This window comes from Methanosarcina sp. WWM596, from assembly GCF_000969965.1.
GTDB lineage: Archaea > Halobacteriota > Methanosarcinia > Methanosarcinales > Methanosarcinaceae > Methanosarcina.
This window is the reverse complement of the sequence record NZ_CP009503.1, coordinates 1,635,990-1,656,590: the sequence shown is the minus strand read 5'-3', so window position 1 is coordinate 1,656,590 and position 20,601 is coordinate 1,635,990. Positions and strand designations below refer to the sequence as shown.

General features: G+C 38.7%; 16 protein-coding genes and 3 pseudogenes. 12 read left to right on the top strand and 7 right to left on the bottom strand.

What is annotated here, in order from left to right:
• The first annotated feature begins 203 nt into the window (after positions 1-203).
• The 10 genes and pseudogenes from MSWHS_RS07325 (at position 204) to MSWHS_RS07265 (ending at position 11,301) form a co-directional block, all read left to right on the top strand.
• On the top strand, positions 204-704 hold the full coding sequence (locus MSWHS_RS07325) for a hypothetical protein (RefSeq protein ID WP_048159585.1): 501 nt from the start codon (positions 204-206) through the stop codon (positions 702-704).
• Between the two features lie 37 nt (positions 705-741).
• Positions 742-1,428, top strand: a complete 687-nt coding sequence (locus MSWHS_RS07320; protein WP_369798967.1) for a winged helix-turn-helix transcriptional regulator — start codon at positions 742-744, stop codon at positions 1,426-1,428.
• Positions 1,429-2,301: 873 nt separating this feature from the next.
• Positions 2,302-3,105 (top strand): halocin C8-like domain-containing protein, encoded by an 804-nt coding sequence (locus tag MSWHS_RS18420; RefSeq protein ID WP_052722646.1) that lies wholly within the window; start codon positions 2,302-2,304, stop codon positions 3,103-3,105.
• Between the two features lie 281 nt (positions 3,106-3,386).
• Positions 3,387-4,430 carry a cytochrome c biogenesis CcdA family protein gene (locus MSWHS_RS07305; protein ID WP_048158895.1) on the top strand — a complete coding sequence of 348 codons (1,044 nt, stop codon included), beginning with the start codon at positions 3,387-3,389 and terminating at the stop codon, positions 4,428-4,430.
• Between the two features lie 258 nt (positions 4,431-4,688).
• Positions 4,689-5,767 (top strand): annotated as a pseudogene (locus MSWHS_RS07300) (IS1634 family transposase); the annotation flags it as partial.
• Between the two features lie 90 nt (positions 5,768-5,857).
• Positions 5,858-7,315: pseudogene (tnpC, locus tag MSWHS_RS07290) on the top strand (IS66 family transposase).
• Between the two features lie 54 nt (positions 7,316-7,369).
• Positions 7,370-7,888, top strand: a pseudogene (locus MSWHS_RS07285) (IS1634 family transposase); the annotation flags it as partial.
• A gap of 780 nt (positions 7,889-8,668) precedes the next feature.
• The gene (locus MSWHS_RS07280; RefSeq protein WP_052722643.1) at positions 8,669-9,271 is read left to right on the top strand and encodes a hypothetical protein; all 603 of its coding nucleotides are present in this window, start codon (positions 8,669-8,671) and stop codon (positions 9,269-9,271) included.
• A gap of 405 nt (positions 9,272-9,676) precedes the next feature.
• Positions 9,677-10,501: a hypothetical protein gene (locus MSWHS_RS07270; protein ID WP_231585631.1), complete on the top strand. Its 825-nt coding sequence runs from the start codon at positions 9,677-9,679 to the stop codon at positions 10,499-10,501.
• A gap of 206 nt (positions 10,502-10,707) precedes the next feature.
• Positions 10,708-11,301 carry a hypothetical protein gene (locus MSWHS_RS07265; RefSeq protein WP_052722642.1) on the top strand — a complete coding sequence of 198 codons (594 nt, stop codon included), beginning with the start codon at positions 10,708-10,710 and terminating at the stop codon, positions 11,299-11,301.
• A 1,186-nt stretch (positions 11,302-12,487) separates the two neighbouring features.
• On the opposite strand, the gene MSWHS_RS07255 is transcribed toward MSWHS_RS07265, so the two are convergent.
• From MSWHS_RS07255 to rpl7ae, 6 genes are all read right to left on the bottom strand, one after another.
• Complete coding sequence (locus MSWHS_RS07255; protein ID WP_048127231.1) at positions 12,488-12,895, bottom strand: 30S ribosomal protein S6e; 408 nt, start codon at positions 12,893-12,895, stop codon at positions 12,488-12,490.
• 134 nt (positions 12,896-13,029) lie between these two features.
• On the bottom strand, positions 13,030-14,805 hold the full coding sequence (infB, locus tag MSWHS_RS07250) for a translation initiation factor IF-2 (protein WP_048127230.1): 1,776 nt from the start codon (positions 14,803-14,805) through the stop codon (positions 13,030-13,032).
• 157 nt (positions 14,806-14,962) lie between these two features.
• Positions 14,963-15,412, bottom strand: a complete 450-nt coding sequence (ndk, locus tag MSWHS_RS07245) for a nucleoside-diphosphate kinase (RefSeq protein ID WP_048127228.1) — start codon at positions 15,410-15,412, stop codon at positions 14,963-14,965.
• A 36-nt stretch (positions 15,413-15,448) separates the two neighbouring features.
• A complete protein-coding gene (locus tag MSWHS_RS07240; RefSeq protein ID WP_048127226.1) occupies positions 15,449-15,637 on the bottom strand; it encodes a 50S ribosomal protein L24e in 189 nt (62 codons plus the stop codon).
• 21 nt (positions 15,638-15,658) lie between these two features.
• A complete protein-coding gene (locus tag MSWHS_RS07235; protein WP_048065141.1) occupies positions 15,659-15,880 on the bottom strand; it encodes a 30S ribosomal protein S28e in 222 nt (73 codons plus the stop codon).
• 24 nt (positions 15,881-15,904) lie between these two features.
• Positions 15,905-16,267: a 50S ribosomal protein L7Ae gene (rpl7ae, locus tag MSWHS_RS07230; RefSeq protein ID WP_048127224.1), complete on the bottom strand. Its 363-nt coding sequence runs from the start codon at positions 16,265-16,267 to the stop codon at positions 15,905-15,907.
• Between the two features lie 756 nt (positions 16,268-17,023).
• Between rpl7ae and MSWHS_RS07225 the strand changes: the two genes are divergently transcribed.
• The gene (locus tag MSWHS_RS07225; RefSeq protein ID WP_048127222.1) at positions 17,024-17,683 is read left to right on the top strand and encodes a TatD family nuclease-associated radical SAM protein; all 660 of its coding nucleotides are present in this window, start codon (positions 17,024-17,026) and stop codon (positions 17,681-17,683) included.
• 257 nt (positions 17,684-17,940) lie between these two features.
• On the opposite strand, the gene MSWHS_RS07215 is transcribed toward MSWHS_RS07225, so the two are convergent.
• The gene (locus MSWHS_RS07215; RefSeq protein WP_048127218.1) at positions 17,941-19,548 is read right to left on the bottom strand and encodes a BatD family protein; all 1,608 of its coding nucleotides are present in this window, start codon (positions 19,546-19,548) and stop codon (positions 17,941-17,943) included.
• Positions 19,549-20,016: 468 nt separating this feature from the next.
• On the opposite strand from MSWHS_RS07215, the gene MSWHS_RS07210 reads away from it, so the two are divergent.
• The gene (locus tag MSWHS_RS07210) at positions 20,017-20,346 is read left to right on the top strand and encodes a hypothetical protein (protein ID WP_048127216.1); all 330 of its coding nucleotides are present in this window, start codon (positions 20,017-20,019) and stop codon (positions 20,344-20,346) included.
• The last annotated feature ends 255 nt before the right edge of the window (positions 20,347-20,601 follow it).

Genomic DNA, 20,601 nt, shown 5'->3' with positions numbered 1-20,601 from the left:
ATCCTGATGCTGAGGACGAAAAAACATCCTTAAATCTCTATTTTTTTGAAGAAATATCTTGGGTAAAGGGTATCATTACGCCTTTTTCAGGCAATTTTTTTAGTTTCGTAGCAATTTTTCATAAGGATTGTAACGCTGATTGTTTGAGAGTTTACACAGAAACTATATATGTCCTGGCTTTTTACCCTCTTTCGGGTGATATTATGAAAACCTGGAAAGTATTTGTATTATGCATATTTATAGGACTGATAGCCACTCCTGCAATTTCAGCCGAAGAGGAACACGCGGAAAATTCTGACACGGAAGATATGCTGGCCTCTGCTGGAATAGAGTACATTGTTAGTCCCTGGATAGAAAATTCTTCTGATACAGAGAATTCTACTTCTTCTTTACGGTCAACTCAATATATAAGTCAGGGGCAGACTATAACACACTATGTGAGCGTAGGCTCAGGAGTAAATTATCTTGAAGCGGATTTGAACTGGGGAGATACGAGTGATTCTCTGACGCTTAGCATCTCTACCCCCTCGGGAAGTAAGTTGGGACCCTACCGTGATAATTATGATGGAAGCGTAAATGGCAGGATACGCCTTAATATAGATCCCTCTCAGGGATATGTGGAACAGGGAACCTGGCAGTTCAAGGTCTACGGGGAATCGGTTAGTGGAAGCCAAAGTTACACGCTTAATGTCTACCAGCATTAAACTTCAAAAAAAGCTTACCATTTTCTTACTATTTTTTTTGTTAACAGCAACAGCTGGAGCTACGGAATATATAGTAAAGCCTGCTCCAAGTGACCAGGCTGGAGTTTCGATTAACGGAGAAGAGGTAGTACAACTTAAGGACTTTACAGTCTACTGGCAGTTCCTGCTCTGGCTGGCCCTGATGCACGTCTTATCGATAATAGATATACTGCTGAACCCTGCAAAGCTTATTTTTGCAATACTCGGGTTCCGGATTACAGGGCGAGCAAATGGACTTGATAATCCAAACCGCGATAGCATCTATGAGTATATTAAAACCAGACCGGGAGCGTATACGAATGAGATCGTAGAAAAAATAGGCTTAGATAGAGGAGGAGTGAGGCATCATATCAGCACTCTGGAAACTCAGAACAAAATCGAAGCCCATAAAGATGGAAAGAAAATAAGATATTTTCTGAAAAATTCCGCTTATACCGAGAAAGAATTAAAAATTCTTGCAGCTCTTCAGAACAGCACGAATCAAAAGGTAATCTTGGAAATACGAAATTGTAAGTGTGATACAAATGCAGCCCTTGCATGTGAAATTGGAGTTTCCAGAGCTACGATTAGCTGGCACATTAGAAAACTTAAAGAGATAGGGCTCTTAAAGGAAACAAAAAAAGGAAGAAGTATTATTTATAAAATTAATTCTTCTTATAAAAGTTTGATAGAAAAATATGGGTAAAATATTCCGAGTATCTATCCAAAAAGGTTGTAACCGATCGAAACATTTAGAATTTATGTTATGCACAAATGGAACAGATATTCTATGTTATAGATCTATTGTAATGCACATTTCGAACCCTGGCACTCTTGTGCCACTATGCTATACTAAAATGTCATTTTGTTGATATAATATCAATAAAATATCCAATAGTCAAACATTATTGTCCTCTATTGGCAGGGGTTCGAAATGTGCATTGTAACTTGTATAATGTACAATTATTGGCTTTTCGAATAGGCTCTAAGTCCTATTTTAAAATACTGGCCATCAAAAACTTCTTAAAAGTCTACTTCAATTTCGCGACAATCTTTTTTTAATTCAGGCATCTTTTTTCTCCAATCTACATTTTTTTATACCTTCAATTTAGATAATTCAAGAATAAAATTGACTTCGTCCATTTTGCTGTAAAAAAGTATTAAACAAAATTGTAAAACCGAAATCTTGTGGATTTCAGCTTTACTATGGAAAGAGACTCAGCATTCCAAAGAATATAGTTTTTGGTTTTTTGCCTAGAAAACCAAAAACTATACTGCTGGTATGAAACAATGCATTGGATTGCTCTATATATAGCTTCCGGCCAATCTCTCTAACTATTTTTTTACTAGCTCATTTTAGATCTATAAGTATCTCTAAATCTCTGATTGTTAGAGAGATTGGCCGGAAAACTCATAAAGGATTGTTTAAAACTAGGGAAGTAAGAATGTTCTGCAGGATTCAGGATTGGTCTCAAACTTTGCTGAATCCTGCACACCCGAAGGCATGAAGTATATAACTTTATAACTATTTTAAAGTTTCCTCTTGCCTCTTAAACAAAAATAAAAGAGGTGGAATAAATTGAAATTAAATAGTAAAGCCAGAAAGATCAGTGGGCTTTTCATGATAATGCTCGTTGTAGGCATGATGCTGGTTACGCCTGCGATTGCGTGTCCGGCTGGAACAAACTGCTCGCAAACATCTACAGATTGTACAACTTGTGGCAATTTTGGAAACCTTTCAAACATTACAAAATTAGATTCTAATAAAGTTGAAGAAGGTGTACAAACTGCTTTAGAATCCGACGATGTAAAAAGATTAATAAAAAAATTGGACTCAAAAGGATATAAACTAAATCAAACAGAGATAGCTGGGATGGGTGCAACTCTAAATAATGAGACCTATTATGAAGCAGTAGGATTAACACTTGACAGTAAACATAATTCTACGGGTGCGCTTATTGCTGTATTTGAAAATGATGAAATTATTAAAGTTAGGGCACAGATTGTCGAAAGAGATGAGACTGGATATCCCTTATCCGTTGAAATATTAACCGTGAACGGAAACACTATAGTTTCTGAGAGTGGTGAGGTAAGTGACATATTGAATGGAAAAACTAAAGCGAGTTTGATTTCCTCGGCTGCTCTAGCTCCCATAACTCCACGAGCAATGGACGCATGTACTGCATGCAAACTTTTAGCTGAAGGTGCATGTAATATTGGATGTGGACTGGAAATGGCAATTTTCTGCGCACTATTAGGAATACCGGCTATCGTTGGTGGGCTAACATGCGCTGCAATTGCAACAATGGTGTGTTTTGTTGTAGGCGAGTTTGGTTGTGAGCCCACTGCACTCGATTTATGCCGTGAAGCTGGATACTGTTGATAATGAAGGAGTTTTCATGAAAAAACAAATTTTATTTTTTTTAACAGCTTTGATCACAAGCACATTATTAGGATACTTGACTCATAATTTAATGAGGGGAGTTATCAATGGGATTATTGTAGGCATAATATTTGCAATATTTGCTACTTATGTCATCAAAGAATAGGCTCTGTAGGCAACGTAGCGAAAGTTCTGTAAATTATGATTGACTCTGTATCCTTTTTCTTGCATCATCGACATATGCAAGTTTGTGAGAGAAACAATACACTTTAGGGATTCTCATGAAAAGGATTTCTCGTACAATAGCTCTCCTGACAATTATTTATTTATCTCTTCTATTTATCCCGGTAGTTTACGCAGATCCGGTCACAATTCAGTATTTCCATCAAAAAGGTTGTCATGATTGCGAAATAACTGATCCGATTGTCGATAGAATAGAAGATCAATATAAAAATAATAGCATTGTTATATCAAAACTCGAAACCAGTACTGCTGATGGTTTCAACCAATGGAATAAATATGGTTTTCTCGAAGTCCCGGCTATTGTGATAAACAATGAAACAAAAATTCCTAAAGAAGAAATTACTGAAGAAAAGCTAAAAACTTTAATTGATGAATATCTTGTGGAAGAGGAAAATATTACTGAATATACCACAGAAGAGGCAATGAGAAAAGAACAGGAAATCGAGTATATAAACATAAACCTGAATTTACCATTTGCTTATTCGCTTGGCCTTTTTGCAGGGTTTTCACCCTGCCTGATGGCCATACTGGGATTTCTTTTAAGCTTTACTGCAGGGACGAGCAATAGCGCGAAAAGCGGTATGGTACGTGCAATGGTATTTGGATTGGGGTTGGTAGGTTCTTACTTAATATTGGGCCTGTGTTTGCTCTCATTCCGAAAATCAATTCCAGATTTGGAAAGCTTTTCTTTTGTTACAGGCATCGTTGTAATTCTTATTGGGTTAAATCTTCTGGGGATCTTAAAATCGCCTGTCGTTCTGGATAATTATTTTCAGAGTTCTGCCAGGAAATATGCGGGTACTCTGGGTGGAGTTTTCTTTCTTGGGATATTGTTTTCGTTTGTAAAAGTTCCCTGCACCGCTCCAATGCTCCTTGTACTTCTCAACAAGACTATTACAAATGGGACTGTTAATGATCTGGCTTTATTGCTTGCTTTCAGCGGCGGAGTATTGACGCCTTTTATTGGAGTTGGCCTGGTAGGGGGCTATACTTTGTCCAAACAGGTCCGTTCGTATAGAGTATACCTGAAAAAGATCAGCGGATTTGCACTTATATTGTTAGGTTTATGGATTATGATTTAACTCACATTTCGACCCTCCTTTCAAAAATAAGGTTATTTTTGAGACCATTGAATAAATTTATTGTATCAGCTGAAAAAACAGAATCCATAATGTCAATAAGTTGTGCATGAATGCAAGGGGCCGAAATGTGGATTGTACTGATCATGCTGTTTGTTTGATGACTTTCCTCAGACTTTCCGCAGATCTCGGATTATTATTCATACATTTTTATTGGAAAACTGTAAATACTGTAACTCGCTATTGAATTTTTGAATTTTTATGCACATTACTACTAACGCCCTGGACCATCACGGTATAGTTTGTGGAATTTTCGATGAACTTGAAATTGGAAGTATTATCGATGAAGTGTTTCCCAAAGTTGGGCAGCATAAATTAGCTCATTCAATAGTGATAAAGGCAATGATTCTTAATTGCCTTGGATTCACTGACAGTCGACTTTACCTGTACTCTCAATATTTTGAAAATCTTCCCGTTGAAAGATTACTTGGTCCTGGAGTTAGTGCATCAGATCTTACTGATGACGTTTTAGGGCGAACTCTTGATAAGATCTACGAAGTAGATCCTACTCAACTGTTCATGAAAATTTCCATGAAAATGATGGAAATTGTGAACCTTAAGGTTATACAACTTCATTGCGATGATACCAATTTCAGCGTTCATGGAAACTATGAACCTGAAGATGGTAGCTCTGCCATTGAACTCACTTATGGTCACGCAAAAGATAAGAGATATGATTTGAAGCGTTTTTCAATGGGGATGATTGTAAATCAGTATGGTATGCCATTATTTACACAGGCTTATTCTGGAAATTCATCCGACAAAGAAACCATAGTAGAAGCCATGAAAAGACTTAAGGAAAACATAGAGTTCCCTGATGATGTTTATTTCATAGCTGATAGCTCTCTGTATTCTGAAGATAATGTCAAAGCATTAAAAGACATGAAGTGGATCACTCGCGTTCCCTCAACTATACATCTTTGTAAAGAGCTACTGATTTCTGATATTGAGTTTAAACAGGGGAAAGACTCACGCTACTCGTTTTATGAAACAATGGTTGAATATGGTGACATAAAACAAAAATGGGTAGTTGTTCACTCCACCGAGATGCATAAAAGAAAAGACATTACTCTTGAAAAGAAAATAAAAAAGATAGTCAAGGAAGCTCAGAAAGAGCTTAAAGAGCTGAAAAAATAGAGTTTGCATGTGAAGAGGACACAAGAGCAGCCCTAGAAAGATGGAAAAAGGAAAACCCTTACTGTTTGCTGGAAACAGTTGACATCTCCACGGTATCAAAACGAGAAAATAGCAAGAAGGGCAGACCAAAAAAGGGTGAAAAACTGTAACTATTCAGCCATACCTTTAGTAAAAGCAATTTTTCCTCTTTCCGAGGAAAAATTGCATATAAAATAACTCTCTTTTTCAACATCATGCTTACACGTGAAGAAATCCTTGTAACCTATGAAGCTGGTCCTGAAGCAGTTATTGTTGAAATCCAAGGATATGAAGCTATCATGGAGAAACAAGCTTCTCATATTTCTGAACTTGAAGAACGTGTAAGAGTTTTAGAGGCTCGTTTGAATCAAAACAGCCAAAATAGCAGTAAACCTCCTTCTACTGATGTTTTTTGTAATGAGAAACCTAAACCTAAGGGTCGCCACACAAGTAGTGGCAAAAAAGCTGGTGGCCAAAAAGGTCATCCTGGAAAGACTTTTGAAATGGTTGAAAACCCTGATTAGGTCATAGTCCATTCACCGGACTGCTGCGAAAATTGTGGTCATCATCTTGAAGATACTGAAGTTGATGACTATGAACGCAGACAAGAAGCTGAAATTCCTCCTGCAAAAATCATATTTACTGAACATCGTTGTGAAATCAAGAAGTGTCCTCACTGTGGGAAAGTTAACAAAGGCTCTTTTCCAGAGTCTATAAAATTCCCAATTCAATATGGTCCTCGTCTTTTAGCCTCAATTCTGTATTTTAGGAACTATCAATTGATTCCTTATGAAAGGACTTGTGATTTAGTAGAGGATGTATACGGTATACGTATCAGCCCAGCTACCATAAAAAGAGCAGAAAAGAAATGTTTCCAGAACCTGAAACCTTTTGAAAAAGCTGTTATGGAACATCTATTAGCTTCCTATTCTGCACATTGTGATGAGACAGGAATGAGAATTTTAGGGACAAAATGGTGGCTTCATGTAGTATCAAATAGTCTATGGACCTACTATTTCGCACACCCAAAAAGAGGGACAGAAGCAATGGATGCTCTGGGATTTCTTCCGCAATACAAGGGAGTAGCAGTTCATGATGGGCTTGCTTCATACAACAAGTATGGATGTGAACATGCTCTGTGCAACGCTCATCTTAAAAGGGAACTTACTGGGATTGAAGAGAATTTTAAACAGCAATGGGCTAAAGAGATTAATGAACTCCTCAGTGAGATGAAAAAGTATACTGATGAATGCAGAGAGATGGAAATTCCAATAGATCCAGAAAAAGTTCGGGAATTCGAGGAAGTATACGATGCAATAATTCAAGACGGAATCGAGGAAAATCCACCACCTGAGCCCTCAAAAGATCAGGTGAAAAAGAGAGGAAGACCAGCACAAACAAAAGCAAAGAATCTCCTTGATAGGTTCATAATACACAAAGAACCGATTCTGAGATTCCTCAATAACCTGAGAGTTTCGTTTGATAACAATCAAGCAGAGCGAGACATCAGAATGATGAAGCTACAACAGAAAATTTCGGGAACTTTCCGAAGCATAGAAGGAGCGGTAGCTTTCTGCAGAATTAGGGCATACATATCCTCAATTAAAAAGAATGGCATGAATGTAATGGATGCTATTCTAGCGGCGCTCAATGGAGCGCCGCTATTATCCTGATAATTGCAGCACTTTGCTGAAAAAACGTCTTTTTATCAGTGGCTGAATAGTTACGAAAAACTTGTCACTCATTATGTTGTAGATGCAAAAGCTATCAGGAATGAAGAACTCGTACAGCATGAAAAAAAGTATCATGGAAGATTTATAATCGGAAGCAGTGACCTGAATCTTGATGCTGAAGAGATGTTGGAAAAATACAAAAACCAGAGTAAAGTGGAAAAAGGATTCAGGTTCATAAAGGACAAAAGTTTCAGGGTTTCTGAGGTGTATCTTAAGAAACCCGAAAGAATTGAAGCATTGTCAATGATCATGGTTTTAACTCTGATGGTTTACTCTGTAGCAGAATGGAAGCTGAGAGAAAAACTAAAAGAAACAGGGGAATCAATACCGAACCAGGTTAAGAAACAAACTCAAAAGCCGACGTTGAAATGGGTTTTCATGTTGATGAGGGGGATTACGGAAGTGGAAGTAAAAACGAAATCAAAAACGAAAATTCAAGTTGCCAACTTGGATAAGATAAAAGAGAAATTAATAAGGTTGATGGGAAAGAGTTGTGAAAAATACTATTTTTGAGATGAGGGTTACGCTCATTAACTAAAAAATCTCAAAGGTTTCAGGTAGCACAAGTAGCGGATGCTATTATGGAATTCAGGAAATACCAGTCATACAGTATGAAAAATATGAGCATAGTGACAAATTCAGTTTATTCTGTTTTAAGAATCAATGAATTTGCCATAATAAAGATCAATTATTATTGAACAGTAAAATATTTAATAAAAATTATTTTGTTTTTGTGGACATTTGCGGAATGTCGGTTTCCTGATTGGAGCCGACTTTTTCTCATTTTGTGAATCCAAAATATGTCATAGGGAATATTTAAAGGCTAGAAAAATCCTGTGGAGTCTCTAGTTCCACTTTATTTTCACTGTAGAAAGAATGGTGCCTCAAAAAAGTATTGCCTACGCTTTCTTATAAGAGTAGTCCATATATCGAAACACAGGCATAACTATGCCGGCAGTAAATAACATTATTTATAGTTTTTGTATAAGCTCTCAATATACTTTTTATTAACTTATTTCAGGTTTGTAATATTCTCTTTAATATTCTATTACACCGGATTGTTTGAGAGTTTACACATAAAACTTTTAAAGGATTATGGATTTCTGGAAAGTGGGAACGTTTTGCAGGATTCAGTAGAGTTTGAGAGCAATGCTGAACCCTGCGTGCCCGAAGGCAAGAAGTACATGACTTTAAATCTATTTTAATGTTTGTTTCTTGCCTCTTAAACAAAAATAAAAGAGGTGAAATAAATTGAGATTAAATAGCAAAATCCGAAAGATCAGCGGGCTTTTTATGATAATGCTCGTTGTAGGTATGATACTGGTTACGCCTGCGATGGCTTGTCCGGCCGGGACACCTTGTGGAAGCAAATCAAATGTTGAAGACCCAATACAATTAACAGGTGAAGAAAGAGACAAAATACTTGATGTGGCTTTAAAAAATAGCCAAGTCAAAGAATTGCAGAAGCAATTGGTTGCTGACGGATTCACACAAAAGAATCCTGAAACATTTACCGTGCCAATAGAACTAGAAGATGGCTCAAAAACTGAAGTTCTAGTCGTGGCAATACCATACGAAAATGATACATCTGAAGTCAAAACTTTAGTATATTTCCACAATCCACAGACCGGAGAAAGTATAACTGGAGTGATACGAGGATCACTCACTGCTTGCGCAATTGCTTTAGGCGCGTGTTTAGTATATGTTGGTGGTTGTACAGTAGTTTGTGGTGCACTTCTTTTCCCTGACCCAGCTGAGCCAGCTGAAGCTGCAGCTTGTTTGTCATGCATAGAGAGCTATACTGGCATCACTGCTTGCTTAACTGCCTATTGTACGTGCATGGATTACTACTGCGATCAGGGAAGTCAATGGGCTTGCGACCATAGGTGTCCTTAAGAGGCAACAAAATGAAGACCAGAATAGAGAGGAATTCGAAAGGATTCCTTATTTTATTTTTAGGTTCCATATGTGTCATCATAGCTGGTATTGCAGCAACCTTAATGGACTCGTTTATGAATTTCTTTTTGGTGCTGATGGGGGTCGGATCTCTTTTATTCACACTTTCCATTTCTGAAACTGATGCAAAATCATCTAAATTGCTGTCAATTTGTAGCAATGTCTTCGCGAGTGCTACCTGTTTTGGTTTGTATTTTCACTTTAAATCATCTGGCAGTATTGTAATGGCGGAGTTCTTTGCCTTGTTTGGCATATTTATAGCTTTTACGACTGTTTATTCAACCATTTCAATCTTTAGAAGGAGAACCAAACACGAATAGCAAATTAATAATGAAATGTGCAACGATGCACATAATAATTATAATCATGTTATTATTTGGAACCGGTTGCATTGGAGATGGACAAGTCGATTATAATCTGAAGAATAATAGTGAAGATATGCAAACCGATTATAATCTGCAATACGACTTTAATGCGGGAGATATATTCGTTTATAATATTACACATTCTACTGAAAACTCAAAAAATATAATACCAACCCATATTGAAATGTTAGTTTCAGATTTTGACGGAACCAACATAACCACAAATGTGACATCAATCAAGACAATATCTGGAAACACTACAAAATCTTCATACACTGCAATTATGGATGTCTACGGAAATCTAATGAAGGCGTATCCTGAAATCAAAATTATACCAGAGATACAACCAGAATTACCAAATCTGATTGTATATCCAAAAAAAGCAATCCAAGAAGAGGATTCATGGACGATTATATTCAATAACACATTAAATAATACTTCATCGGGAATATTGTACGAAGTCATAGGCACAAAAAATTACACTTGTGTAGGTTTAAAAACAATCTCGACTAAAGCTGGTAGATTTGAATGTGTTGGCATCAAGTCGGATTCGAATTTCGCTTCAAATACGACAACAGAAACAAATGGTACAGCCGTTTGTATCATAACAAGAGGTAAATTATCTGGAATCGACTGGGTTGATTTAAAAGATGGATTTTTAGTAAAATCAGAATATGACATAGATACAGTTATGACAACAGACCTTCCTGAAACGTATAAAGAAATCGGATTTGAAAACTTTTCCAGAGAAACTCCAGTTAATTTACATATGGTTAGCTATCTTGAAAATATCAAAAAAGGATAATAGAATAGTGTCAATCTTAGTCTCTTACAAGATATTTTCGTGTTTTTTGGCACGAAAATATCGTTGCCTTTTGGTTTCGGCTTGAGCGAGTTTTGTATCTTTTGTTTACTTTTCTTGCCAGTTCCAATTATATCTGCCATCAGTTTTCATTGAATACTTTCATCAAAAAAGTTACTTGCACCAGAAGGTACAGAGGTGGTCAATATATGAAGATAGATTACATAGTAAAAGGAGAATTATGGCGGTCTATTGCAGTTTATTTTCTTTTCCTCTTTCTAATTATTACTTTAGATCATAAAGGATACATCTCAATAGACGGCCTGACAACTATTATTCTAGCCTTTTTTTTCACAATGATAGTTTTCTCACTCCTAGTCTGGTATAGAAGAAAGGAACAATTATTGAACCCATCAATTTTTTTAATAATAAATCATATTTTTGAATCGGAATCTTATAATGAAAAAACCACAGAGCCTCAAAAAAATGAAGAAACCAGCATTTTCTTATCAATCAGAAAAAATTTGTATAATAGAACAAACAGCAGTCTTCTTATCCTTATAATATTACTGTATATTACTTATTTCTACGCATCCTTAGTTTATAACATAGCTCAAATATTCTGGGCTTTGTTTTTATTATTTATGGGGATCGCGCTATCAAAGGTTATATATCCTGGATTCCCGCCCATTCATAACGAGGTAGCCGGGTTCACCCTCAGATCAAGGTGTACAGCTGTTTTTGTTTTTCCAGCATCTCGCCTACTCAAAGCGATTTTCCTGGCTGTTCGAAGCATTCAATGACATCGAGTTTGTCGCCACGCAAGTTCTCTAATCGTTATGTGCAAAATAACACAAAACGAGGATAATATTAACGCTCCGATACAAAATAACATTTTATATTTTTAAGTAATCAACGCTCTAATATGCGATAACCTTTTCAAATTTCAAGGGATATACAATCAAGTATTGCTGGGCTCGTTATGAACCACCGGGAATCTAGGATATATGGTGAAAGGAAAGCAGATCAAAAAGATCCTATGAGATTACTGTTTTTCTACGTAATCGCATGTGCCTTCATTTTTGTACGTTACCTTGTACTTGACTATCCTATTCTTCCTATTTTAAAAGGAAGTATAATTCTTGGGTTATTACTGGTACTTCTGGTTTTTGGAATAAAATTGTCTCATCGTAAACAAAATTCAGATAACTAAGTTTCCTGTATAATTGGCATACACAGATTTGTGAACTGAAAAAGTTATACTTAAAGGGATTTTCATGAAAAGCAGTTCGCATACAATAACCGCAATAGCTGTTTAGGACTTACGCAGTTTAACTGAAAACCATAAGCGGAAAATACTGAACAATGAGACAAAAATTCCCAAAGAAGAAATTACTGAAGAAAATCTAAAAACGTTAATTGATGAATATCTTGTGGAAAAGGAAAACAATACTGAATATATCGTAGAAGACATAAAGGAAAATAGACACGACAATGAGTCATGCGTCTTCGGTTAAGTGAGGAATCGTGATAAATTACCTCCATTTCCACAACAGTTATCAAATATTTTTAGAAATTGAGAGCTGGACACGGTATCGATTTCATGTAATCAGGCCAAAATTTAAGGTAGACTTCTAATGCAAAATCGATACTTTCAGGCAAGAAAATTCCTTAACCGAAGACCAATGGACAATGAGTATATAAATACAAAATTAAATTTACCTATTCTCTCGGCCTTTTTGCAGGGTTTTCACCCTGTTTGATGGCTATACTGGGGTTTCTTTTAATTATGATTTAAGCTATGATACAAAAATAACTATAAGGTCAAAACAAAAACAAAAACAAAAACAAAAACAAAAACAAAAACAAAAACAAAATCAAAATCAAAAACAAAAACAAAAACAAAAACAAAAACAAAATCAAAAAACAGTAAACATCAAAAGAAAAATAAAGAGTATTTTAAATCCCGCCCGAAGGCGGAACTTGAAATCACTCTGCTGGAGCTTCTTCTGCGGTTTCGAGGCCGAGAAGAGCCCTGATGGATTTGCTTCCGTATTCAACGACTTTGGCGTTGATCTGGACGATGTCAGGAGCAATTTCCCTGCCACGCATCATCTTTCTTCTGCGCTGTCCCGGATGTTTGGGGACATAGCCGACGCCTACTGCCAGCAGAATTCTCTGTCTTCTGGGGCCTGGAAGGTCCGGTTTCATAACAAAACCGCTGCCATCGCAGCCGCCAGTGATCTTAACTTTGTAGCCGGCGAGCCCGAAAATGGCACCGTCAACAACGTCACCTATTGATTTTCCAATTAAAGCGTTTGCTTCAGCGTCCTTAATGTCGATCTGATAAGCATGCGCTTCTTTTGGGTCAGAAACTACAACTTTGAAATTTGCCATGTGAAATCCTCCAATCAGATTTATCTGTAATAATTCCTTTGCCTTACCTTGCCTTCGTTATCTGAATTTTTACCTGACTCTTCAATTGAATCCTTGCTGAATCCGGAATATGCTGCTGCCCTGCATATCAACCATTACTTTGCCCAGAAAGGATTATCTTTTCGTTTGAGTCCAAGGAAAATATCAAAAGTTTCCTTTTCATCGGTTGAAAGGGAATTGTAGATTTCGTGCTCAAGGACTTTGGCATGCCTCTCAGGCACGTTCATATAGAGCACGTCTCCTTCTTTGATCTGCCTGCCTACGGTTGCACCGTCAATAGCCATTGCAACTTCTTTGCCTACCCTTGCAGAAGGAATATTTTCTCCATCGGACTGCAGACCCTTGATCTTACCCACAACGTTCCCGTTTTCAAGCATGACCTCTGCATTTGTCCGCACGACTCCTCCAAGAACCCTTACCCCGACGACGGCGGGTTTGCTCTGGCGGAACACGCATCCGGGAAGAATTTTGAACTTTCCGGGGCGAATTATCGTTTCGAAAATCTTCTTTTCAGCCAGTTCCTGCTGTTCCTTTACGTATTTCTCATAATCTTCAATCAGGCGGTAGATCACATTATTTGTGAATACCTTTACACTGCTTTCCTGCAGGAAATCTCTGGCGTCAGGGTGAACCTTTACATTGAAACCTATAAGCACAGAATAAAGGGGGTCTTCAACTGTTGAAGCCTCAATCGCGTCCCTGTGGGAGATGTCTCCTACTTCAGCTTTCCTGATAGGGACTTCATCTTTCTGGAACTCGTGGACAAGGGCTTCAAGGGAGCCAAGAGTATCTGCTTTAATCATTATCCCAACTGAACCCGTATCAATCCTGACCTCATCGATTTCAGACTTTACCTGAGCTACAATCTCTTCAAGGGTTTCTTCCGTTGCAACCCTTATGGGAGCGCCTGCAAGTGCGCCTTCCAGGTCAGGAGCCGAGATCTTCACACCGACTGCAGCAGTGACCTTCTTAACCTGCTGGAACTTGCTCTCGTAACGGATTTCGGAAAGTTCCCTTGGCTTTAAAAGAGCCCTTACCTTTGTCTGGATAGGCTCGCCCAGGCTTCCAATAACAACCGTATCTCCTTTCTTTAATGTGCCATCGTAGAGAATAACGTCGAGGGTTGCTCCGAGGCCTTTTTCTTCCTTTACCTCAAGGACAGTCCCTACTCCCGGGCCTTTGGCACTGTACTGAAGGTTTGCCTCCAGGAACCTCTGAGCAAGACCTAAAAGCACCATGAGGACATCAGGAATGCCTTCCCCTGTAAAAGCACTTACAGGGACTACGCCCAGAGTGTTCTGGAAATTCGTAACCCGGTCATAACGCTCTGCTGCAAAGCCCTGGTTATAGAGTTCACCTATTACCTCGTAGAGCTTTGTTTCAAGCCGTGCCTGGACATCCCCTGACTGCTTTTTGAAGGTAGCTGCAAAAGGCATGTTCTTCTGTGGAACCCAGCCGCCGATCCTGTCGATCTTGTTGGCAACGACAACAAAAGGAGTTTTGAACCTTTTTAAGATCTGCAGGCTTTCGTAGGTCTGGGGTTTAAAACCTTCATTTATATCAACAACAACAATTGCAAGATCGGCAAGAGCGCCTCCCCTGCTCCTGAGGGTTGTAAAGGCATGGTGTCCCGGAGTATCAATAAAAAGCAGCCCCGGAACCATGAAGCGTTCCCTTAATCTTGGATCTCCGAGCTTGTCGACAATCACGTCTATAGGAACTTCAGTAGCTCCGATATGCTGGGTAATCGCCCCAGCTTCTCCACTGACAATTGCAGTACCCCTGATCTTGTCGAGCAGAGTGGTTTTCCCGTGGTCGACGTGCCCCATCACGCAGACTATAGGAGTCCTGAGATTTTTCTTGTCGGTCATATACAAAACCTCTCTCATTCCCGCGTCTTATTTGCTGCAGGTCCAGAAGGGTCCGGGTTTCCCCGGAAGGACCCATTTTGCAGGTACCGGATAAACAAAGGCTTGAAATCGTGCCCAATAAAATTCAAGGACACGAAAAGGCTTTGATGCACCTGCATTACTCGTACAGACAGACCTCATCGACTCTGGAATACTTCCCGATTTCGGAGTCCTTGAAGTGAATTGCAATTTCTCTTGCCGCAGCTTCGGGTGAATCGGAGGCATGAACCACGTTCCTGCCTACATCCAGAGCAAAGTCCCCACGGATAGTTCCTGGAGCCGCATCAACAGGGTTTGTAGCCCCGTTTATTGCTCTCATTACCTTAACTGCATCCTTTCCGGCAACTACCATTGAGACTGAGGGACCGGAGGTAATAAACTCGATAAGAGAGGGGAAAAAAGGCCTTGCCGCGTGTTCGCCGTAGTGCTCTTTTGCAGTGGCTTCGGCAATGACATTCATTCTGAGAGCAACAAGCTTTAAGCCTCTCTTTTCGATTCTGGAAATAACCTCTCCAACCAGACCGCGCTGGACTCCATCAGGTTTCACCATAACGTATGTCTGTTCCATATACACACCTTACTATATTTGAACTAATAACGGCATTTATGCTTTTTTCAACTGGATTTTGCCTTTCTCAGTCCACTCGGTGCGGCGCGGAAGCCTGCCAAGGACGAAGTTGCTCATGCACTTGGAAGAGCATATGAAATATGTGGAGCCGTCTTTTTTGATGTAGAGCTTACCGGTACCAGGCTCCAGCATCTGTCCGCAAAAATAACATTTCCTCTGTTCCATTTATTTTCACCGTGTATCTTTTTACCTGGTAGTAAGTTTCTTTGCTTCTCTTGACGTTTCCAGAAGCATCAGAATATCACCGATGCGGACAGGGCCCACACAGTTCCTTGTGATTACACGACCCTTGTCTCTACCTTCCAGAACCCTGCACTGGATCTGACTGGCTTCACCATGCATACCTGTGTTCCCGATAACGTCAATAACTTCGGCAGCAAAGCCGCCTATTGTGCTTTCTTCAGCCATAATCAGCACCCCATGTTATCAGGATTATTTAAGAGCTTCAAGTTTCTGAGCAATGTCCTGGACCATTTCAGCTGCTTTGCCTGCATCCACAATTGCCACGGTTGCACAGGAGACACCAAGTCCACTGGCTGCACCAAGTTCTTTCTGGTTCTGGATAAAGATGTAGGGAGCGTTCTTCTCCTCGGAAAGAGGGGCAATATGAGCGATAATCTCTGCAGGTTCAATATCTTCGGCAATCAGGACAAGCTTTGCATTGCCTCTTTCGATTGCTTTGGTAGCTTCATTTGTACCCTTTTTAATCTTTCCAGTGTCTCTGGCAAGTTCCAGAGCTTCAAGTGCTTTATTTGTGAGTTCTTCAGGAACATCGAATTTAGCGAATCGTGCCATTTAAGTTTCTCCTTCGAAATTGCGAATATCGCAATTTTTCATCAATCATAGGTTTTTAACACATATCTGTCAACATTGAAAATTCAAATTCCCAAAAAAGAACCTGAGATACTTCAATGCGGAGAGTAAATGAGTTGAAACATAGATACTGCTAGCTAAATGCTGCAGAATGAACCTTAAAAGTACATACTCACCTATAAACCTTCTGCTTGAAAAAAAAGGACAATAACCATTGAACTGAAACAACCCTGAGGGAAAAAAGCCTGGAAAATTGAAGAGTATCATAGAGGAATAAACAGTTTTGTGGAGTAGAACGCTGTCAGGCAAGAAGAAACGTTATGCAAAGAGCGCACATCATGCTGGCAATAAGAATTTCTAAGATTTGAAATGCAAAGAATAAAAACAGGGATTACATGGTTTGAAATAAAGTTGAGCATTACAAGAAATGCTGTTAATAAATTTATAAGAAAGCCAATTTACACCTTAGTGTCGCATCAGCAGTAAAATGTCGCATATGACCGAGTACAGCTATTCATAATCCTTTCATTCTTGAAGATTGACGAGATACTTAGGATAAAAATTGAGAAAAATTAAGAAGTTGCCTGCAAAGCAGGCAAACACGTAAATCCTAAGGAAACGAGTTAAGGAAACGAGTAACAGATCGGGTCAGAGATAGAATAAAAGGCAGAATAAAAGTAGGGTAAAAGTTAGAATAAAAAGCAGAGTAAAAGATGAGTAAAAAAGAATAAATGCATTATGGTTATAAGGAATGTAAGAATTTTGAGTCGTATGAACACAATCTACTATGAGGCCCATAATAATCTTTACCTTAACATTACGAACCACTGTAGTGCAGACTGCGTCTTCTGCATCCGCAACTTTGCAGACGGTGTTTATGGGTACGACCTGAGGCTTTCAAAAGAACCATCAACAAAAGAGATAATCGAAGCCCTTGAAGAGCTGGACCTTTCAAAGTACAGGGAAATCGTGTTCACAGGGCTTGGAGAGCCTACCCTCAGATTAGATGTTGTGCTGGCAGTTACTCGCTGGCTTAAAAATCAGGGATTAAGGGTAAGACTTGATACCAACGGGCATGCTGCATTGATTAATCCTGAACTGGACGTAGTTTCGGAATTGAAAAACGCAGGGATGGATTCTATTTCAGTCAGCCTGAACGCAGAATCCGAAGAAAAATATAACAAGCTCTGCAGACCGGTCCACAAAAACGCTTACAGATCCGTGCTCGATTTCGTAAAAGGAGCAAGAGAAGCCGGAATCGCTACCAGGGTTACAGTGGTTAAAATCCCTGAGATAGATGTGGAAAAATGCAGAAAGCTTTCAGAGGAACTTGGTTCGGAATTCCATATCAGGACACTGTCCGAGGCTGCAAGCAAAGAAATAGGGGACAAAAATTAAGTCCTGAAGAGAATCCGGGTTTTGGGGAAACTCCTCATTTCCGGAGTCATCCTCGTTTTCCAGATTTTCCCAGAGCATGTCTTAAAATTAAATTTGATTCTACAATAGTGACAGTAATTATCATTTGAACTGAAAAATGACTGTGAATACTGGAATTCAGCAGTCTGGTACAGTCTGGCAAGTAGAGTGGTTAGGGCGAAAAAGGATGTCCCCAAAAACCCAGGAGCACCAGAATAATGTTTAACTTTTTTAGTCATTCAGTTGCTTCTCTTTCTCAGAAGTCCTGTTCCCGCCAGAAACCCTGTTATAGTAAGTATGGAGCTGAATCCCGGAATATCTCCATAATATTCTTCCGTGTTCCCTGTACTCGTCTGACCCGAAGGTCCATTTTTCTCCTGGTTGGAACCGGTTGAACCTTCTGGTTGTGAGCTGCTTTCTTCAAGGGTTATTGGTATTTCTACATAAACAACAGGAGTTCCTGATTCGACCTCTCCTGAATATTTATCGAGATCGAGGAAACTTGCTTCGCAGGCAGGAATTTTGATCTCCCCTTCTTTATTCATCTGCAGGATGTAAGTGATGGTTTTTGAACCCCCGCCTTTTTCAAGAACCTGACTGAAACTCGTTTCTCCCCTTATTAATTTGGCCTCGGAGGGCACGACGTCGGTTACTGTTACACTTGCATCAACATTTCCAGTGTTCTTTGTAGTGACCTTTACAGTCAGTTCGTCTCCGGGGTTTAGCTGCTGTTTGTCAACGGTTTTCGTAATTTCAATGTAGGGCCCATAAATTGTTATCTTTTCTGAATTATCGGAAGTCACTTCTTCGCTTTCCCCGTTTGCAAGAGTGAAAGTAGCTACGGTTTTCGGGAGGGTAAATTCCCCGGGCTTTTCCGGAATGAGGGTGTACTTAAAAACATCCTCAGCTGTTTCTCCGGCTTTCAGAGAAAGTGTATTATCAAGCGTTGTGTCCTGCTGGAAATACATGTTGGAAACGATAGAATCTTTAAGGACAATATTGTTTATGTCGCAGAGCCCTCTATTCCGGACGGTGACTGAAACATATACAGGCTCCCCCATATGACGCTTTTTTGTAGCACTCTTTGAAACAATGAGGTCCCATTTTTTTTCTACGTTTATGGTTTTGGAACCTTCGTGCTCATATTTATTATTCTTAATATCCTCACAGGTAGTTTTTGCAGCTATCTTGAAATCTGTATCTTCCCAGGGAGTGGGCGTATTAAGTGTGAAAGTTATGGGCTCAACCGTCTCATCTTTAAGGACCTTTGTGTATGTGTATTTTGTTTTTCCACTAAGTACTTCCAGTCCGGCTGTATCAACAATCAGTTCAACGTTTTCAGCCTTTGCTTCCCCATTATTTTTAACTGTTATCGTTACATCGATTCTTTTATCCCCTATAGATTTGGAATCGTATGTATCTTTATCAGTTTCAACATCTATGTGAAAACTCGGCTTACCTCTTACAAAAATATCCAGTTTAGCAGATGGATTCCAATTTCCGGTTTTGAATTCCTTTCCATCTTTGGTGATCATTTCATAATTTAGGTCCACACTCTGGGCATAAACTTTGATCTCATCATCATACGCGAAATCCTTCCCTGCCGTAAGAGGAGCAGTCTTTAATAGTTCCCCATCCCTTGAAATCGAAACAAAAACCATCTGGTCTTTGTTAAAATCCTCCGCCTTTATATCATAGCCTTCTACGGTTTTTGTAGTTCCCCAATTAAGTGTTGCATCATTCAGTTTCTCCACCCACTCCACTTCATCTGCCGCAAAAGCGACCATTGAGAAGCCGGAAAAGATAAATACGGCAAGTAATACGATCAGTGCAATCCTTTTAGCCATGGTTACCTTCCTTGATTATTATGCTGTTTATAGCAGGTCCGGGCAACGGAAACGTACATTTTGCGCGTCTGTGAAACTTACGGCTTGGTCAATATTTTGAGTATGATACACTATTTATTTTCTATATGACATATAATAACAGCCGTATTATATTTATGCGCAGCATAGTCTTCATCCCTGCACATCTCCCAGAATAATTTATTAAAAACCAATTGATTAGACCCATATTTTCAAAAATATACTATAAATATGAATTTTAGAGACATATTTATCTCTTTAAAATATCCAAATAAGATACCTATGAAATATCTTCATATATTCTATTTTAATTTTTGCTAGTTATTTAGCAAATTTTGTTTGAAAGAGCTATATCCTTGAGAAGGGTTCTTTGTTTTGTAGAGAGGTTTTTTGTTGATGGTTTTTTACCTCTAAGGCAGGAAGTCCCCTTCCTCGGAGCATAAGCGACAGGTGGGGGATGAAAGCCATCAACTTCTACAAAACAACGGTAGCATAATTAATCATACATATAGTTATATTAAGATAGTAATAACTATATTCTCACTCTGGAAAAATGGTGACAAGTCTGCAAGACCTACAAAGTTCAGAAGTGGAAAATACTTTATGACTTTGGTTTACAATCAAAGTGGATTCAAAATCAATAGTGGGAAACTCAGTTTTTCTCATGAGGTAAATGAAATTCCATTATCGTTTGAGATTGGAAATACTTTTGATTTATTAACAATCAAGCAGATAGAAATCTACAATGATGATCCATACAAGGGTAGAATACAAGGGTAGAGGAAATTACTTTGTATCAATAACATATGAAGAAAATCCTATTTCACAGTGACAGCGAAAAAAGGAAACTTTTGGGGCTTTATTTGTTTGTGACCGCTCCCCTAACTCCTCAAGGCATTGGACTCGTCATCCTGGAACCAATTAGCATACCCCCAGCCTCAAATTGTCTAAAGCAACAGTACGAAGCAAAAACAAACTTGAAACTAAATTAGAAAGAGCGGAAAAAAGCTAAGAATAAAAGCTAAAAATAGTTAT

Bases quoted from the DNA above. Each gene is read 5' to 3' on its own strand.
- MSWHS_RS07325 (WP_048159585.1), top strand. From the start codon at position 204: ATGAAAACCTGGAAAGTATTTGTATTATGCATATTTATAGGACTGATA.
- MSWHS_RS07305 (WP_048158895.1), top strand. From the start codon at position 3,387: ATGAAAAGGATTTCTCGTACAATAGCTCTCCTGACAATTATTTATTTA.
- MSWHS_RS07280 (WP_052722643.1), top strand. From the start codon at position 8,669: ATGATAATGCTCGTTGTAGGTATGATACTGGTTACGCCTGCGATGGCT.
- MSWHS_RS07270 (WP_231585631.1), top strand. From the start codon at position 9,677: ATGCACATAATAATTATAATCATGTTATTATTTGGAACCGGTTGCATT.
- MSWHS_RS07265 (WP_052722642.1), top strand. From the start codon at position 10,708: ATGAAGATAGATTACATAGTAAAAGGAGAATTATGGCGGTCTATTGCA.
- MSWHS_RS07255 (WP_048127231.1), bottom strand. From the start codon at position 12,895: ATGGCAAATTTCAAAGTTGTAGTTTCTGACCCAAAAGAAGCGCATGCT.
- infB (WP_048127230.1), bottom strand. From the start codon at position 14,805: ATGACCGACAAGAAAAATCTCAGGACTCCTATAGTCTGCGTGATGGGG.
- ndk (WP_048127228.1), bottom strand. From the start codon at position 15,412: ATGGAACAGACATACGTTATGGTGAAACCTGATGGAGTCCAGCGCGGT.
- MSWHS_RS07240 (WP_048127226.1), bottom strand. From the start codon at position 15,637: ATGGAACAGAGGAAATGTTATTTTTGCGGACAGATGCTGGAGCCTGGT.
- MSWHS_RS07235 (WP_048065141.1), bottom strand. From the start codon at position 15,880: ATGGCTGAAGAAAGCACAATAGGCGGCTTTGCTGCCGAAGTTATTGAC.
- rpl7ae (WP_048127224.1), bottom strand. From the start codon at position 16,267: ATGGCACGATTCGCTAAATTCGATGTTCCTGAAGAACTCACAAATAAA.
- MSWHS_RS07225 (WP_048127222.1), top strand. From the start codon at position 17,024: ATGGTTATAAGGAATGTAAGAATTTTGAGTCGTATGAACACAATCTAC.
- MSWHS_RS07215 (WP_048127218.1), bottom strand. From the start codon at position 19,548: ATGGCTAAAAGGATTGCACTGATCGTATTACTTGCCGTATTTATCTTT.